Annotated in this window: 13 protein-coding genes, 1 tRNA gene and 1 riboswitch; of the genes, 3 read left to right on the top strand and 11 right to left on the bottom strand. The window is 28.5% G+C overall.

Going from position 1 to position 17778, the window contains the following annotated elements:
* Positions 1-7: 7 nt before the first annotated feature.
* Positions 8-82 (bottom strand) — tRNA-Arg (locus Q0F58_RS12015).
* A gap of 174 nt (positions 83-256) precedes the next feature.
* Positions 257-2674 carry a cation-translocating P-type ATPase gene (locus tag Q0F58_RS12010; RefSeq protein WP_294376809.1) on the bottom strand — a complete coding sequence of 806 codons (2418 nt, stop codon included), beginning with the start codon at positions 2672-2674 and terminating at the stop codon, positions 257-259.
* 418 nt (positions 2675-3092) lie between these two features.
* On the opposite strand from Q0F58_RS12010, the gene Q0F58_RS12005 reads away from it, so the two are divergent.
* Together Q0F58_RS12005 and Q0F58_RS12000 are read left to right on the top strand one after the other, a co-directional pair.
* Positions 3093-3812 carry a 1-acyl-sn-glycerol-3-phosphate acyltransferase gene (locus tag Q0F58_RS12005; RefSeq protein WP_294376808.1) on the top strand — a complete coding sequence of 240 codons (720 nt, stop codon included), beginning with the start codon at positions 3093-3095 and terminating at the stop codon, positions 3810-3812.
* 555 nt (positions 3813-4367) lie between these two features.
* Complete coding sequence (locus tag Q0F58_RS12000; RefSeq protein ID WP_294376807.1) at positions 4368-5942, top strand: DEAD/DEAH box helicase; 1575 nt, start codon at positions 4368-4370, stop codon at positions 5940-5942.
* 226 nt (positions 5943-6168) lie between these two features.
* Here the strand turns inward: Q0F58_RS12000 and Q0F58_RS11995 are convergent, their stop codons facing one another.
* A complete protein-coding gene (locus Q0F58_RS11995) occupies positions 6169-6840 on the bottom strand; it encodes an Hsp20/alpha crystallin family protein (RefSeq protein WP_294376806.1) in 672 nt (223 codons plus the stop codon).
* Between the two features lie 217 nt (positions 6841-7057).
* Here Q0F58_RS11995 and Q0F58_RS19650 point away from each other — a divergent pair, with 217 nt between their 5' ends.
* Positions 7058-8683: a mannose/fructose/sorbose family PTS transporter subunit IIC gene (locus tag Q0F58_RS19650; protein WP_367118178.1), complete on the top strand. Its 1626-nt coding sequence runs from the start codon at positions 7058-7060 to the stop codon at positions 8681-8683.
* Positions 8684-8950: 267 nt separating this feature from the next.
* On the opposite strand, the gene Q0F58_RS11980 is transcribed toward Q0F58_RS19650, so the two are convergent.
* From Q0F58_RS11980 to Q0F58_RS11945, 8 genes are all read right to left on the bottom strand, one after another.
* Positions 8951-9580, bottom strand: coding sequence for an HDIG domain-containing metalloprotein (locus Q0F58_RS11980; RefSeq protein WP_294376805.1), 630 nt, complete (start codon positions 9578-9580; stop codon positions 8951-8953).
* Between the two features lie 280 nt (positions 9581-9860).
* Positions 9861-10202: a P-II family nitrogen regulator gene (locus Q0F58_RS11975; RefSeq protein WP_294376804.1), complete on the bottom strand. Its 342-nt coding sequence runs from the start codon at positions 10200-10202 to the stop codon at positions 9861-9863.
* 27 nt (positions 10203-10229) lie between these two features.
* Positions 10230-11477 carry an ammonium transporter gene (locus tag Q0F58_RS11970; protein WP_294376803.1) on the bottom strand — a complete coding sequence of 416 codons (1248 nt, stop codon included), beginning with the start codon at positions 11475-11477 and terminating at the stop codon, positions 10230-10232.
* 205 nt (positions 11478-11682) lie between these two features.
* Complete coding sequence (locus tag Q0F58_RS11965) at positions 11683-12624, bottom strand: phosphotransferase family protein (RefSeq protein ID WP_294376802.1); 942 nt, start codon at positions 12622-12624, stop codon at positions 11683-11685.
* Between the two features lie 351 nt (positions 12625-12975).
* Complete coding sequence (locus Q0F58_RS11960; protein ID WP_294376811.1) at positions 12976-14625, bottom strand: SulP family inorganic anion transporter; 1650 nt, start codon at positions 14623-14625, stop codon at positions 12976-12978.
* Between the two features lie 326 nt (positions 14626-14951).
* Positions 14952-15821 carry a 4-hydroxy-tetrahydrodipicolinate synthase gene (dapA, locus tag Q0F58_RS11955; RefSeq protein ID WP_294376798.1) on the bottom strand — a complete coding sequence of 290 codons (870 nt, stop codon included), beginning with the start codon at positions 15819-15821 and terminating at the stop codon, positions 14952-14954.
* Positions 15822-15992: 171 nt separating this feature from the next.
* Positions 15993-16158, bottom strand: a riboswitch (Lysine riboswitch).
* Between the two features lie 119 nt (positions 16159-16277).
* Complete coding sequence (locus Q0F58_RS11950) at positions 16278-17336, bottom strand: glycoside hydrolase family 9 protein (protein WP_294376810.1); 1059 nt, start codon at positions 17334-17336, stop codon at positions 16278-16280.
* Between the two features lie 32 nt (positions 17337-17368).
* Positions 17369-17599, bottom strand: a complete 231-nt coding sequence (locus Q0F58_RS11945) for a cellulase N-terminal Ig-like domain-containing protein (protein ID WP_294376796.1) — start codon at positions 17597-17599, stop codon at positions 17369-17371.
* Between the last annotated feature and the right edge of the window lie 179 nt (positions 17600-17778).

The raw sequence follows: 17778 nt of genomic DNA, 5'->3' as shown, positions 1-17778 counted from the left end.
TATAAACTGGTACTCCCAGCGGGAATCGAACCCACATCTATCCCTTAGGAGGGGATTGTTCTATCCATTAAACTATAGGAGCATATTATATTTACTTTAAAACACATACTAAATTTTATTATAATTACGCATCATTGTCAAATTTATTAGCAAAAATATTGATCTTAATACATTAAATTTTATCTCATTGAATTCCTTCATAATCAAAGATTTGGCAGATAGGCTAACTCAGCTGCCAAATCTTCTTTTATTTTTATCAAACTGTTTTTATTTTATACTTCTTATTAACTTTTATCCTAAAATAATCAACAAATTTAGTTATAAGTGGACTCGATAATATTATAACTGCTAACGATATAATCCAATATCTAAGTCTTATTACAGTTAAACTAAAAACATATCTTCCTATTGGTGTTATAAATGCCAGCATAATTATTCCAAACATGCTAAGACACAATGCTGTTTTAAACTTAGTCAACGGTCTTGCAACTCTAAATAATATTACCATGCTTATACCTGCAAACATCAATAATGCTAAAGTTCTGCTTTGCTCCATACTTACGCTAAAACTTAATGATATAATGAAAGCTCCAATAGTAAAACCTGCTAGTATAACTCCATTTGGTATACTTACCGTTAATACTCTTGTCAGAAATCCCTTTTTCACTCCCCCTGTACTTGGAAGCATTGCCAAGAAAAATCCTGGAATTCCTATTGCACAACTTCCAACCAATGATAGCTGAATGGGCAATATAGGATAAGGCAAAAACATAACTGAACATACAAATGCTAATAATATTGAATATACTGTTTTTGATAAAAATAATTCTGATACTCTTTCCAGGTTATTAATCTGTTTTCTTCCCTCTTCTAAAACTTTTGGAAGTGCTGAAAAATCTGATTTCATCAATACAAGCTGTGCTACTGCTTTTGTTGCATCTGAACCATTTGCCATAGCTATACCACAATCTGATGCTTTCAATGCTAATACATCATTTACGCCATCACCTGTCATAGCAACAGTATGGTCCATCTCTTGAAGCGCTGTAACAATTTTTTTCTTTTGATGTGGTGCAACCCTTCCAAAAACAGTTGTATCTTTTACAACTTTCTTAAATTCTTCATAATCTTCTGGAAGTTCACGTGCATCAATGTATTTCTCGTAATTTTTTACTCCAGCCCTTCTAGCAACTTCGGATACAGTAACAGGACTATCTCCTGAAATTATTTTTACTTCTACTCCCTGATCATTAAAATATCCAAGAACTTTAGGTGCTGCTTCTCGTATTACATCTTCTATTAATATTAATGCTGCACTTTCAATCTGCCCTTCGAGATTATCATTCAATTCTTTTCCATGAAATTTAGCTAATAAAAGAACTCTCTTTCCTTTTTTAGCTTCTTCTTCAACAGAACTCCTGATAAATTTATATTCCTTATCTAAAATAACTTCAGGAGCACCTAAAACCCACGAGCCAAGATTACCTTCAAAAGTAACCCCTCCCCATTTTCTTTTTGATGAAAAAGGCATCTTTTCAATACATACCATACTTTCATCATATTCTGTATATTCGTCTAATATAGCTTTCTGAGTGGGATTCTTACTTGGAAGATTATGTACAAGACCACTTAATGCCTTATCAATTTCTGATTTACTAATTAAACCTATACATTTAATTTCAGATAATCTTAAATCGCCTCTTGTTAAAGTTCCTGTCTTATCTAAACATAAAACATCGACTCTAGCCAAAACTTCAGTTGCACATAATTCCTGAACAAGAGTATCAAATTTTGATAATTTTATTATAGATACAATAAATGTAGCACTTGTCAACAATACTAATCCTTCTGGTATCATACCTATTATTCCTGACACCGTTCCAATTGCTGCACTCTGCCATGTTGCTTCAGGAACTCTTAATTGAGTTATGGTTAAAAGTATGGTCAACGGAATTATAATCCATAATAGTACTTTAAATATTTTATTTATTGATGATTGAAGTTCTGAATTTGTAATTTTAAATTGCTTTGCTTCTTCTGCAAGACTTGAAGAATAGGTTTCCTTTCCAACTTTTTTTACTACAGCATAACATTCTCCTGCGACTATAAAACTTCCTGAAAAAAGCTGGTCACCCTCTTTCTTTCCTATTGAATCTGATTCTCCTGTAAGCATTGATTCATCTGCCTCTAATCCATTGTTCATTATAACTTCAGCGTCAGCTAATACTTGCATACCTGTTTCTAAATACAAAACATCATCTATAACAATTTTATCTATTGATATTTCCTTAATTTCCCCATTTCTAAGAACTTTAGCATGAGCCATACTTATTACTGATAATTTTTCAAGTATTTCTTTAGCTCTAAGTTCTTGTGCAACTCCTATAAGAGTGTTTACTAAGATTACGCCTACAAATATTGCATTTTTAGGTGAACCAGCTAATATTATAATAATAGCAAGAATAAAGTTTATTGCATTAAAACTTGTAAAAAGATTTGCTCTCAATATCTGTCCAAAGGTTCGAGATGGTGCTTTAGGTACATAATTAACTTTTCCTTCTTTTACTCTTTGTTTGACTTCTGCATCTGTTAAGCCTGTAATTTCTGATTTATTATCAATATCATCAAATTCTTCAACAGACAATGTCCTTTCATTAACATTTACTCTTTTCATATGTTCAACCCTTCTATTTCATATTAAATTATCTAGCTTCATTAAATTATTATCCCACTTATCTATTCTTTAAATTATAATTTTCAAAATTCACTACATAAAAACAGAAATGTTTAACAATAATAAATGCACTATAACTAATAACTCAGTATTTATATTATAATCTTATTCTTAGAAATTTCCTACATATTTCCTTAATTTTATATAAATATTCAAATTAACTATTTAAACATCATAATCTATGTATCTATCACTAATTAATCACTTAAATTTTTTTAATTTAGAATGAATTCACAGATTTTTATGTTAAAATTTTGTTACTGAAAAAATAATGAAATATAAATGCTTTTAAAAGTTATTCTTTTATAATATACTGAATAATAGTGATATAATAAAATATAAGGATGTGTAAAATTTAATGAGAAGTTTAATTTTTTTTCCTGGAATTATAATCAATTTGATATTTACCAACATATACAGAATTAAAATAAATAGTCTCACTAAAAAAGGCGAAACAGAAAAACGAGCAGCTTACATTCATAAGATAACTACAAAATGGGCAAAATTTGTTATGAAATTAGCTGGTGCTAGGATTACTGTTGTAGGTACAGAAAATCTTCCAAAGAACAAGACTGTACTTTTTGTTGCAAATCATCAAAGTAATTTTGATATTCCATTACTTATGAGTTCTATAAATGTTCCAAAAGGTTTCATTGCAAAAAAGGAACTTGAAAATTGGCCAATTATAAGTACTTGGATGAAATATATAAATTGCATTTTTATGGATAGAACCAACTTAAGAAAATCAGCTGAAGCTATTGTTGAAGGCACTAAACTTTTAAAGAGTGGATATTCAATGGTTATATTTCCTGAAGGTACTAGGAGTAAAGGTGGTCCTATAGGAGAATTTAAAGCAGGAAGTTTTAAATTAGCTACTAAATCCAAATGTCCCATAGTCCCTATTACTATTGATGGAACATATAAATTATTAGAAGCAAACCATAATAAAGTTAAGGGAGCAGATGTAAAACTAGTAATACATCCTCCAATTGATGTAACATCTTTATCTAAAGAAGATGCTGAAAATCTTCATAATACAGTTCGTTCTATTATAATCAAAGACTGTTCAACAAAATAAATATAAAAACATACATATGGAACTATTGTGTTAAGGGTTATAGTTGAAATCTAAAGTAATGCTAATTCATTTAGATTCACCTTTATGCAATAGTTCCATTTTTAGTTATTATAGAATTACTCTATAAATATGGATTTAATCGCCTAATTACTATTTCATTAATATCCTATATAATATAAGATATATTTTAACTTTACAACTTTTATTTATTTCTGCTATAATAATTTTATTTGCTTATATATATTTTTTTGCAACAGATTTTCTTTTTAAATCTAAATCAAAATATATAACAATTAAAATGCAATGTTTCTAAGTAATTAATTGTTCATTAAAATTGCAATGATATATATTCCAATTAACAATCTACAATGGACAATTGACAATGTAGGATGAAATCTTAGCAGAGATTTCTTTAATTATTATGTAGTTTTATTATTAAAAAAATATATATATATAATTTTGTTGTTAATAGCTTATAATATTTAAAAATATTAAGATTAATATTACTTTTATAAATAAAATTTCAATTTAAAAATATAGAAACGAGGATATCTAATGAATGATAATCAATTTGCTACTTTAGGTCTTAAAGAAAGTATTGTGCATGCAATATCAGACCTAGGTTTTACAAAACCATCTCAAATTCAAGAACAAAGTATTCCTGTAACACTAAGTGGAGCTGACCTTATAGGGCAGGCACAAACAGGTACTGGAAAAACAGCTGCTTACAGTTTACCTATATTAACAAAAATGAGCAATAAAAAAGGGATTAAAGCTCTTATTTTAGCTCCTACAAGAGAGCTTGCTGTTCAAGTTAAAGATGAAATGAATAGACTCTCTAAATATGAGAAAGTTGATATATTAGCTGTTTATGGTGGAGATTCAATAGACAGACAAATTAAAGCATTAAAAAAGGGTGTAGATATAGTTGTGGGTACTCCTGGAAGAATGCTTGATTTAATAAAAAGAAAATGCCTTCATTTAGATAATGTAGAATTTTTAGTTCTAGATGAAGCTGATGAAATGCTTAATATGGGATTCATCGAAGATATCGAATCAATATTAAGTCATACTCCAGAAGAAAGACAAACTTTATTATTTTCAGCAACAATGCCTGAACCAATAGCAAAGCTTGCTAAAAGATATATGAAACCAGATGCTCAGCTTGTTAGTGTCAAAAAGAGTTCATTAACAGTTTCAAAAATTGAACAGAACTACTTTATGATAAATAACAAACACAGACTAGAAGCTCTTTGCAGATTACTAGATTTAGATAATCCAAGTTCAGCCATAATATTCTGTAGAACTAAGAGAGGCGTTGATGAATTAGTTCAAGAATTACAATCTAAAGGCTACATGGTTGAAGGTATGCATGGTGACATGACACAAGCACATAGACTAACTACTTTAAATAAATTTAAAGAAGGTACATTAAACTTATTAATAGCCACTGATGTTGCTGCAAGAGGTATCGATGTTGATGGTGTTACACATGTATTTAATTATGATCTTCCACAGGATGTTGAATCTTATGTACATAGAATAGGAAGAACAGGCAGAGCTAACAGAGAAGGTACTGCATACTCTTTAGTAACTCCAAAAGATTTTTCAATGCTTAAGCAAATCCAAAAGGTTACAAAAAGCGCTATAACTCAAAAGCCAATTCCAACTGCAGAACAAATTAAAAGCAGAAAATTTAACGACATAATAAAAGAAGTGACAGAAACTATAAATACTGGTGATCTTACTAAGTTTATGCCAAATGCAATTGAATTAATAGAAAATAATGATCCATTATCTGTTGTAGCTGCTCTAATGAAAATGAAATATGATAATGAAAGTGTATTTGATTATAGTTCAAATAAATTAGAATCACCTAAAAAAGAAGATGTGCGTCTATTCTTCTCAGTAGGTAAAAGAGATGGCCTAACTCCTAAAGTATTAATTAATTATATAAAAGATAAAACAAGAATAAATGCTTCAACAATAGGTCAGATTGATCTTATGGAAAACTTCTCATTTGTAAGTGTTGATGAAAGTGTATCTAAAAAGATTTTAAACAAATGTCCAGGTGGAAAAATAAATAAAAAGAAAGTTAATGTTGAAGTTGCTAATAGACGTAAAAAATAGTTTATCCTTTAACTTAATAAATATAAGAATAGAGAATTGCTAATCTAAAATAGATATGGTAATTCTCTATATTTCTCTATGTACCCTAGGGAAAAATTATTAATTTAAATCTGCATCCCCCAGGGAAAATAGTTTTATTTTCATAGTATTTCATAAGAATAATAAAATTTAATTACAATTTATCCACATCCATAAAAAAATAATCCACAGATTTATTTATAATTATCTACACCTTCTTAATAACTTTATTATAATTATTTTCTACCGTATAATCTTCAACTTCAATAATCTTATCTCCGTTTTTTAATACATATTTTTTTGGCATTTTCATTATAAATACACCATTTTCAATAGATTTCAATACTCTATCTATATCTATCTCTTCAATATTATCAAAACTTACACTATATTTCTTCTTTATTGTATTGTTGCTTGCATATCTGCTACAATTGTATGAACTATTATATTCAGATCTGTTAAGATTTATATCCAGTGTTCCAGGATTATATTTTATACTTAATTCTCTTAAATCAATGCCTTTTAAATATATTTTTAAAGTATACAGATCTTCACTTCTCTCAAATTTAATAAAATCACATTCATTTTGCATTGAATTTTCTTTTTGACCATCCGAAATAGCATTAAAGTATTGCTGAGCAATCTGCTCTATGTCAACATTATTCAATACATTAGTCACTGCACTCTGTATTTGATCAAATAAGTTCATACTATTTAAGCCATTCATATTTATATTACCATTAAAATTATTTATTGAGTCAGGATTATAAAATCCATTAGTTACATTAAAACCATTAATTCCATCTTTAGTGCTATTAATACTTGTAAAGCTCGTAAATGAAATTATATTACCCATTCCAAATGGAAACATTCCAAACATAGCACCCTCCTCATTCTCTTTATTATATATAATATTTGCTTATACATTAAATTGTTAATGAAGTATTAATGTTAATTATAAATCTTATTGCTTTACTTCAATATAAAGGTTAAAATGCTAATTATAGGTGAAGTTTTTTTATTGATTTATGTTACTATACTATTTCTATTTGCTCATTTAACATAATCATTCTCACTTATACAGAGGAGGAATTTTTATGACGATTACTACAATGCAGATTACATTAATCTTTATAATTTCTTGTATTGTTGGTATTGGAAGTGTTTTAGACGAATTTCAGACACACAGACCATTAATAGCCTGTACTATAATTGGACTTGTTCTAGGTGATCTGAAAACAGGAATTATTATTGGCGGAACTCTTGAACTGATAGCTTTAGGCTGGATAAATATAGGTGCTGCCCTTGCTCCTGATGCTGCTCTTGCAAGCATTATTTCAACCATTATTATAATTGCTGGCAAACAAGATATAAGCTTTGGTATCGCCATAGCCATTCCAATAGCAGCTTCTGGACAAATATTGACCATTCTTGCAAGAACCTTAACTGTTTCTTTTCAAAACCAAGCAGATAAATTTGCTCAAGAAGGGAATATAAAAGGAATTGACTTTTGCCATATAAGTGCCTTATTAATTCAAGCACTGCGTGTATCTATTCCAGCTATAATCGTTACTATATTTATTGGCTCTGATGTAGTACAGAACATGTTATCTTCAATACCGGAATTTATTGATAAAGGTCTACAGATTGGCTCTCGTATTGTAGTAGTTGTAGGTTATGCAACAGTTATAAACATTATAGAATCTAAATATTTAATTCGTTTTCTGTTTGTTGGTTTTGTTGCTGAATTAATTACAGGTTTAACTCCTATTTCTATGACTATTATTGGAATAATCTTAATGATATTCTACGTTAAATTAACTCCTGAATTAAAAGAATTATCTAATTTACAAAAAATAAAAACATATATAAAAAATAGTGAATTTGAAGAATCTAAAAATATAAATAATAAATCATATAAAAAGCTTACAAAAAGTGATTTAACCCAAATGTTTATAAGATCAAATTTTCTCCAAGGATCTTGGAATTTTGAGAAACTTCAAGCTTTAGGTTATTGCCATGCTATAATTCCAGCCATAAAAAGATTCTATACTGGTGAGGAAAGAAAAAAAGCTTTAAAAAGACATTTGGAATTTTTTAACACACAGCCATTTATGACAGGTCCTATACTAGGTGTAACAGCTTCATTAGAAGAACAAAAAGCAAATGGTATTCAAATAAGTGATAATACTATACGTGATGTTAAAATTAATCTAATGAAATCTTTGTCTGATGTAGGAGATAAAATTTTCTGGGGAACTTTAAGACCTGTTATTACTGCTATCAGTGCTACTTTTGCAGTAGCAGGAAATATATTAGGTCCAATAATATTTTTTATAACACTTAACATTATACGTATATGGATAAAATGGTGGGGAATAGGTTATGGTTATAAAAAAGGAATTCAAATCATTGATGAAATCTCTAATATAAGACTTCAAAATTTGATTAAAAGTTTTTCAATTCTTGGTCTTTTTGTAATGGGAGTATTAATTAATAGACGGGTAAATATCAACATCCCAATTGCTGCTTCAATGATAGATACTCTAACTTCATTATCAACTCTTCAAACAATATTAAATCGTCTATTATCTGGATTGTTGTCATTACTATGTACTTTTATATGTATTAAACTTCTTAAGAAAAAAGTCAGTGCAATCTGGATTATTTTTGGAATATTTATTTTAGGTATAATTGGGTATGGTCTAGGATTATTAGCATAGTATATAACACTATCTATTCCATAAAGCCTATGGTTTTGATCCTATTATATTGAAATATAATTAATAGTAAATTTGTATTACAATTTGAAATATTATTATTTCCATCTATATAAAATAGCAGGACCCTATATTAAAAATTAAGTTATACAATAATTTGAATGTTTTAATTTTAAAAGAGTAAAATCAATATTATTTGCTTTAATCTTTAATATAATAATCTTGCTATTTTATACTACATTTCTTATGCATTGATAATCACAACATATATCAAAAATCTTTTTTAATAAGCTTTTCTTTAAATCTTTCAATCTCTTCAATTATTTCCTTTCTTCTATCCTTATCCACACATCCTCTTCCAAGTCTGTCTGAGAGTGATACAAGGACTATTTCATTTATCTCTACATCATTGAGCATTTCCTTAATATTCTGAACCCTTGATTGCTTTGTAAAAAAAAGACTCTGCATATGCCATCGTACAAGTCCAGCAACTTTATTTATAAATTCTTCATCTAGATTAAAATATCTAAGAAATTCTTCAGCCATAACCTTTCCAACTTTATCATGATTATAGGATGTCAATCTGCCCTTTCTCATTTTTGTAGTAGGTTTCTTTCCTATATCATGTAATAAAAGTGCCCACATAAATGCTCTTTTATCATGACTTTTATTTCTATTCTCAGCACCTTCATCAATAACCATCATAGTGTGCTTAAAAACATTCCCTTCTGAATGGTATTTTGGATTTTGTGGTACAGTTCTTAAATCACTAATAATAGAAAATGGATATTTATCAAGTTGCTCTTCTTCTAAAAGCTTTGTCACAAACATAGATGGTTTTTTATCTTTCAATAAATGGTTTTCTATTTCTAAGAAAATTTCATACTCTCTATCATTCATAATACGCTCCTATAATCAATATTTAATTTTATATTTTGACTACAGTAAAATTGTAATGTAAATATATATCTATTATATCAAATATTAAAAAAATTAATTCAGCTGTTTCATTAAACTTTACATTCGATGCTCTTTTATATTTAAACAAAATCATTAAAAATGAGAAACAGACTGTGACTCAAAACATTATACATTCAATGTTTTACGCCACAGTCTATTACATCATCTTATCTAATTAAATTATTTCAACTATTATAAAATTCATATATTAAAATTGAAATTAATCTATTGCATCATTTCCTCTCTCTCCAGTTCTAATTCTCACGCAATCACATATATCTATTACAAATATTTTTCCATCTCCAACATTTCCAGTTTTGGCTATTGATGAAATCAATTCTATAACTTCTTCAACTTTGCTGTCTTCAACTACCATTTTCACTTCAATCTTTGGTAGTACATTTGTTATAAGTTCTGTTCCTCTGTGGTACTCTTTCCATCCCATTTGCTTACCACATCCCATTACTTGACTTATAGTAATTCCATTAACATTATTATTTTTCAAAGCTTCCTTTATTTCTTCAAGCTTTGAAGGTCTTATGATAGCTTCTATTCTCTTCATATTTACCTATCACCTTTCAACTTAATTTTAATCTAATCCAGTGAATGCAGGGTAAGCTGATTCTCCATGCTCTGCAATATCAAGTCCATCTGCTTCTTCTGAAGCTTCAACTCTTATATTCATAAATAATCCTATTACTTTTAATATTATATATGTTAAAACTCCTGCAAAAACTGCTGTAATTACAATACTTAAAACTTGTGCAACAAAAAGTCTATAATCTCCAAAAAATAGTCCATTCCATTCAGCACCTGAATTTATAGAAGTTTGTGTAAATAATCCTGTTGCAATACCGCCCCAGACTCCTCCTATACCATGACATCCAAAAGCATCAAGAGAATCGTCATAACCAAACTTGTTCTTAACAAATCCCATAAATGTATAACATATTGGTGATACTAATGCACCAATTATTATAGATGACCATATTGGAACAAATCCAGCTCCAGGAGTAATAGCAACTAAACCAACAACAGCTCCTGTTGCAGCACCAAGCATTGTTGGTTTTCCATGTGCAATTTTTTCTACAAGCATCCATGATAACATAGCTGCCGCAGCTGATGTATTAGTAGTCATAAATGCATGTACTGCAAGTGAATCTGCTGTAAGTGCACTTCCTGCATTAAATCCGAACCATCCAAACCATAAAAGTGCTGCCCCAAGAACCACAAAAGGAATATTATGAGGTTTATAGGATATCATCCCATATCCTTTTCTTTTTCCAAGAACAATACATGCTACAAGACCTGATACCCCAGAGCTTATATGCACTACATTACCGCCAGCAAAATCTACTGCTCCAAGACCTTTTATTAATCCACCATCTCCCCATACCATGTGAGCCATTGGATAATAAACTAATACAGTCCATACTGCTATAAATATAAATAGAGCTGAAAATCTCATTCTGCCTGTTAAAGATCCTGTTATCAATGCTGGTGTAATTATTGCAAACATCATTTGAAATAATGCAAATAATAATTCAGGTAATGTACCTGCATATGAAGAATTAGGTTCTGCACCAACACCACTTAAACACAAATGATTAAATCCACCAATAATTCCATGAAAATCTTTTCCAAATGATAAAGAATAACCTATAAGCACCCACATTAACGATGCTAATCCACAACAAAAAAACGCTGCCATAATAGTATTTAATACATTTTTCCTTCTAACCATTCCACCATAGAAAAAAGCAAGTCCAGGTGTCATAAAAAATACAAATGCAGAACAAATAATAATAAATGCACTATCTGCTAAATTTACTTCCATAATACTCCTCCTAATTTTATAACAAAAAAACTCTGTTTGTTATATTATTTTTACTCTTTCCATAGCGCTAGAAAAAATCTTTACAAAAAAATGGAGCTCAATAAATCTACCTTACTTATAGTAAATTTATTGAACTCCATTGTTCATGTTCTTATTATATTATTATTTTTTTCTAAAGTCAACATTTATTGTAATTTTTTTATCATTATTTAATTAATTTAAATATTATTCTTTTTATTTTTCCATATTTATTAGGCATTTCCTGGTTAAATCCAATAAGCTGAAGTAGATTAGCTAAATCCCTTATTTTACAGAGATTATACCAATTTTCAGGTAGTATATAATCAGATTTTTCTCTATATTCATTTTCGAATATATATATTAATTTCTCATTAAAATATTCTTCATATCTGAAAAATTGCCCTATATCTGAAAGAGGATGTCCAGCCATAGCAAATTCCCAATCAATTATTCCATTAATTTCATCATTGTGCACTAATATATTTGTCCCTTGAAAATCACCATGAACTAGCCTAATATCACAATCAAGTTTTAATAAGTCTTCTTCATATTTTTTAATTAGTGACCTTATACTTTTGACACACTCTTTCCCTATCCTATTTTCAACTTTTGAAGTAATAAATTTTTCATACCATTCATTTAAAGGCATTAATTTATTTGTTATTAAAAGATTGTCATCTAGAAAGCCAGCTTCTTCAAATCTGAATTTATGTATCTGTGCAAGAATTGATGCAGCCTGCTTAACGATCTTTTCACTTATCATTTGTCCAGCACTCAATGATTGTGATAGTGTTATGCCTTCTATATACTTGTATATAATATAATATCTATTTCCTATGCTTATTGATCTGTCAGATTTAAGAATGTCCTGAACTGGTATTTCATTTTTGAGCATATTCAATATTCTACACTCTTTTTTATATTGATGTTCTTCATCTGAAAATATCTTTAAGACATACTTATGGTTGTTAATATCAGAAATTATGTAATTGCTTGTTCTACATCCCTCCTGAGCTTGTTCTATATCAACTATATCATCTTTCTTTATAATCTCTCTAACAAGACTATAAACTGTTTCTGCATTAATATGAAAAAATGGTATGCTTCTTTCCCAATTTTTCTCCATGAGTAACACCCCTATTATTTTTTATTTATATTAACCATACAATTGTAATATATCTTTTTCAATATATCCAAATTTAAACCGTAAATAAATTTAATTAAAGCATTCATTTTTATCAAACTATTACAATAAAATTTCAGTATTACTTCATAAATTTATGTTAATACTTATCCCTAGAAATTTCTTTTCAATATAATTATTTATATCTGTTTCTATAAATATAACCACATAATATGCAAAAATTTCACTATGCATTATAAATTGCAGTTATAATATTAACAATTAAATATATTTAATCATAAAATTAAAGACTGATTTATTGTCAGTCTTTAATTTTATCAACTATGTAACTTTTTATGCTAAATTCTTAACATATTCATATGCATCTTCAATTGCTTCCGTTTTTGTTTCAAATATATTGTCCTCTCCAACTTTTATTGAGAATCCCATCTTATTTAAAACTTTCATAGGCTGCTCTTGAACATGAGTTAAATATAGCTTTATATTAAGTTTCTCACACTGTTTAAGAAGTTTTGTCATTGCATCTATTGCAGTAGCATCAACAGCATGAGTATGTCTCATATCAAGTATTACAACTTCTGTAGTTGCTTCTAATTCTTTCATTTTACTGATAAAATCTTGTACTACACCAAAGAACATTGGTCCATTAACCTGATATACATTTATTTTCCCATTTGCTTTTCTAAGTACTTTTGTTATCTCATCATCAAAAACTTCTTCATCTACAAGATCCCTAATTTCTGTTGTATCACTTACTCTTTTCATAAATAATGCCATTGTCATTATCATACCAAAACCAATTGCAACAACTAAATCAAATATCACTGTACATCCAAAAGTTATTAATAAGACAGCTATATCACTTTTAGGAGCTTTTAATAATTCTTTAAAAGTTCTCCATCCACTCATATTATAAGCCACAACTATCAATATTGCTGATAATGCTGTCATTGGTATCATTTTTGCTAATGGCATTAAAACAATCATTGTTATTAATAATGTCACAGCATGGACCATTCCGGAAATAGGACTTCTTCCTCCTGACTTAACATTAGATGCAGTTCTTGCTATAGCTCCTGTTGCAGGAATTCCTCCAAATAACCCTGATGCAATGTTAGCTAATCCCTGTGCTACAAGTTCCATATTTGAATCATGAGTATCTCCAATCATTTCATCTGCTACAACTGCTGATAAAAGTGATTCTAATGCACCTAATATTGCTATAGTAACTGCTGGAACAAATAATTTATTTATTGTTGAAATACTGAATGAAGGCAATGTTGGAACTGGTATTGCTGACGAAATTTCAGTAAACCTGCTTCCAATAGTATCTATTGGAATATTCATAAATTTTACTATTAATGTTGCTATAATTAACGCTATCATTGACCCTGGTATTGTTTTATTTATCATTGGCCATAAAACTATAATAGCAATACATAAAACTCCTATTCCTAATGACCATATGTTTAATGTATTTATATTTTCGAAATAGCTTTCCCATTTTGGTAAAAATTCAGAAGGAACATTATCAATCTTTAATCCTAATAAATCTTTAAATTGTGTAGATACTAATGTTAATGCTATACCAGCTGTAAATCCTACAGTTATAGTTTTAGGTATATATTTTATTAATGTTCCAAACTTTAATAATCCCATTATTACAAGTATAACACCAGCCATTATTACTGCTGTGATTAGTCCATCTAATCCATGCTCTTGTATTATTGAATAAATAATTGTTACAAATGCAGCTGTTGGTCCACCAATCTGAACTTTACTGCCCCCTAAAAATGATATTACAAAACCTGCAAATATTGCTGTTATAAGTCCTTTTTCTGGTGAAACTCCTGATGCTATTGCAAGAGCTATTGATAAAGGTAATGCTATAATAGCAACAATAATACCTGCTATAATATCCTTCATTATTTGTTGTTTAGTAATTTCCTTGTTCTTAATCATTGAAAAGAACTTGGGCATCATCATTAACCACTCCTTATTAAATTTTTGTCAGTTCTTATATTACTCTTAACTATAATGCTAGTCAAAGTATTTTTTACCACATTAAGTAATAATTATTTATTTTTTACTTATAGTTAATACTTTTCATGTTTATAATCCATTCACTTAACTAAATTTTAACCTTAAAATTTTCATACTTTCTTACATAGAAAAAGAACTGTCACATTAAAAAATTTATCTGCTATATACAGCATATTAATCAAATTACTTGATACTATATATGGCGTGACTTGATTTCTGTGCAACAGTTTCTTAAAAATAATTTCTATTCATTTTTAATTCTATATTTATAGATTATCAAAAAAAGAATTGAGTTTTCCTTCTAGCTCGCTACTTATATTAACTAATGGAAGTCTAACTTCATCAGAATCTATTAATCCTAATTTTTTTAAACAGTATTTAATTGGTGTTGGATTTGGTTCTGTAAATAGTAATGGTATCATGTTATATAGTTTCTTCCATTTCTCAAAAGCCTCTTTGTGATTATTGTCCTTTACTAAATTATAAACTTCTACAAATTCCTTAGTTCTAACATTTGCTGATGCCATTATTCCACCATCTCCACCTAAAACAAGAGTTGTATAGAAATAAGCATCTTCACCTGTCATTATTGAAAAATCTGATGGTCTGTTAATTAATAAATCTGTAGTCTGCTTCATATCTCCAGAACAGTCTTTTACTCCAACTATATTACTTAATTTTGATAATTTTCTTAATGTATCATTTTCAATATTAATACCTGTTCTATATGGAATATTATATATAATAATATTCATATCTGTTGATTGAGATATAGCCTTAAAATGTTCATATAATCCTTTTTGATTTGGTCTTGAATAATATGGCGCAACAGATAATATACCATCAATATCATATTTTTCTACAAGCTTTAATTTTTTTATGACATCTATTGTATTATTTCCACCAAGTCCAGTATAAATAGAGACTCTTTTCTTTGTACATTCAATTGTTTTTTCTAATATATTAATATATTCACTTTCAGAAATAGTAGGTGATTCACCTGTAGTAGCAAGAGGGATTATCCCATCAATGCCTTGCTCAATTAAATGATTTATCATCCTTGAATAAGATTCATAATCAATTTCCCCATTTTTAAATGGTGTTATCAGTGGTACCATAACTCCTTGTACTTTCATTAATAGATTCACTCCTTGAAATTTAATCATTCAAATAAGAAAACCCGTTGGTTAAACCAACGGGTAGAGTTAATCACTTAAAGTTAAAACAAAACTGACTATTAATCAATATCAAAAATCATATTATTAGTAGAATTTTTCTATTAATATTTTAGTTAAATCAATTTTGTTAACCATTGTAGCGCTCCACAAATGTGACAGTCATATATATTTTTTATATATGCCCAGAAAGAAAACATGCCTGCCTTCTTCCTTCGGCCATTATACCTTTCACTATCAATCAACACCTGCAAGCTCCTGATAGTTAATCTTTATTAATGGCACCTCTACCATAGGTTTCCTGTATTAAATTATACCTATTATATCACTAATATAAATATTTGTAAAATTATATATTATTTTCTGTATTTTTAAAATCATATATAGTTGTAATTATAATCTATTATAATTTAATAATTACTTCATAACAGTTTTACTCATTAAATAAATTAATGCTGAATTCCAGTAAATATCAACTTCATTAACTGAGTAAACTTCTCTAGAATCTATATAACATTTAGCAGCAGGTTCATTTATAAATAAATTTTTTGCAATAGCATCACCCAAAATACAATTTGTTCCTGCTACAAGCATACCTGGTACTGCTTTTTTTATCATTTTATTTTTTAATTGTGTTCTTATACCTTCATCTCCTTTATCGGAATTAATATATGCAATAGTTCCATAATATCCTAATTTAGCCAAATCATAGCCAGGCATCATTCCATACTTTTTAAATAATTCTTTAAAAGCTTCATTGTATTTATCTTTTCCTGTTGCTTTAAATAATTGTGCTGCAGCCCAATATATATCATCATCATCAAACCTATCAGGATATTCTCCTGTATGTATACCAGAGGGATTTACAAATCCATTTCCTCCCTTGTCAGGACTTCTTTCGATATATTCCCAAGCCCTCTCTCCTGCATTTATATATTTATTCGCTAAATCACTGTCTATATCTTTAAATGTTTCATAAGCCATTGCCATTACTGCAGCAAAATTAGCAGTTGCTGTTATAGAAATAGGACACACAATTAATTCATTATTTTTCTTATCCGGCATTATAACTGATGGAAAGCTAGTGCAACTTACTTTATGATATACACCACCATTTTCCTGATTCTGCATTTTTAACATCCAATTTAATTGTGGCTTTATTTCATCTAAAATATCTGGAATTCCATTGTTACTTTCAGGAATATTAAAATCATCTCCAAATACGTCCCTATTTTCATTATATGCAGATAACAAATCACCCATAGTCTTTCCATATGCAACCATATATCTGCCATAATCACCAGCATCATGCCATCCACCTGAAACATCAATTTTATCCTCAGTTCCATATATTCTCGCTAAACTTGAATGACATTTCTCATGACTCCATTTACTTGCATATTCAGATGTTAACTTTTCACCACATCTTTGAAAATAAAAGAATTTAAATATATCTTTAAATGTTTTGTCATAAATATTTTCGCCAATATTAAATTTATATGAGCTACCTAAACCATCTGCTTCAATTCTATATGTCCAGGTGTTTTTAATTCAGAAAAATAACCAAAACAATCATTTTCGCCAGCTGATTTATCATATATTTCACCTTCAAGATTTCCCTCATAAACAGTTTCTCCTGTAATATCATTTACAACCCTAAATTTTTCAGCATCTACAGGCATTTTAAATACTGCTTTTTTAACTTGATTAGGTTTATAACCAATTAAAATTGTATTCAAAATTTATCTGATTGATAAATATAAAAACAATTGTGACATATATAAATTCAAAACTTTATTAGTATTTATTTTTAAATTATAAATACATTTAAAATAAAATAATAAAAAGGATAGTTATTTCTAACTATCCTTATACTTACCTGGCAACGTCCTACTCTTCCACACAGTCTCCCGTGCAG

The organism is uncultured Clostridium sp. (assembly GCF_934754915.1).
Classification (GTDB): domain Bacteria; phylum Bacillota; class Clostridia; order Clostridiales; family Clostridiaceae; genus Clostridium.
The sequence above is the reverse complement of the archived record's forward strand: the minus strand, read 5'-3'. Positions and strand labels throughout refer to the sequence as shown.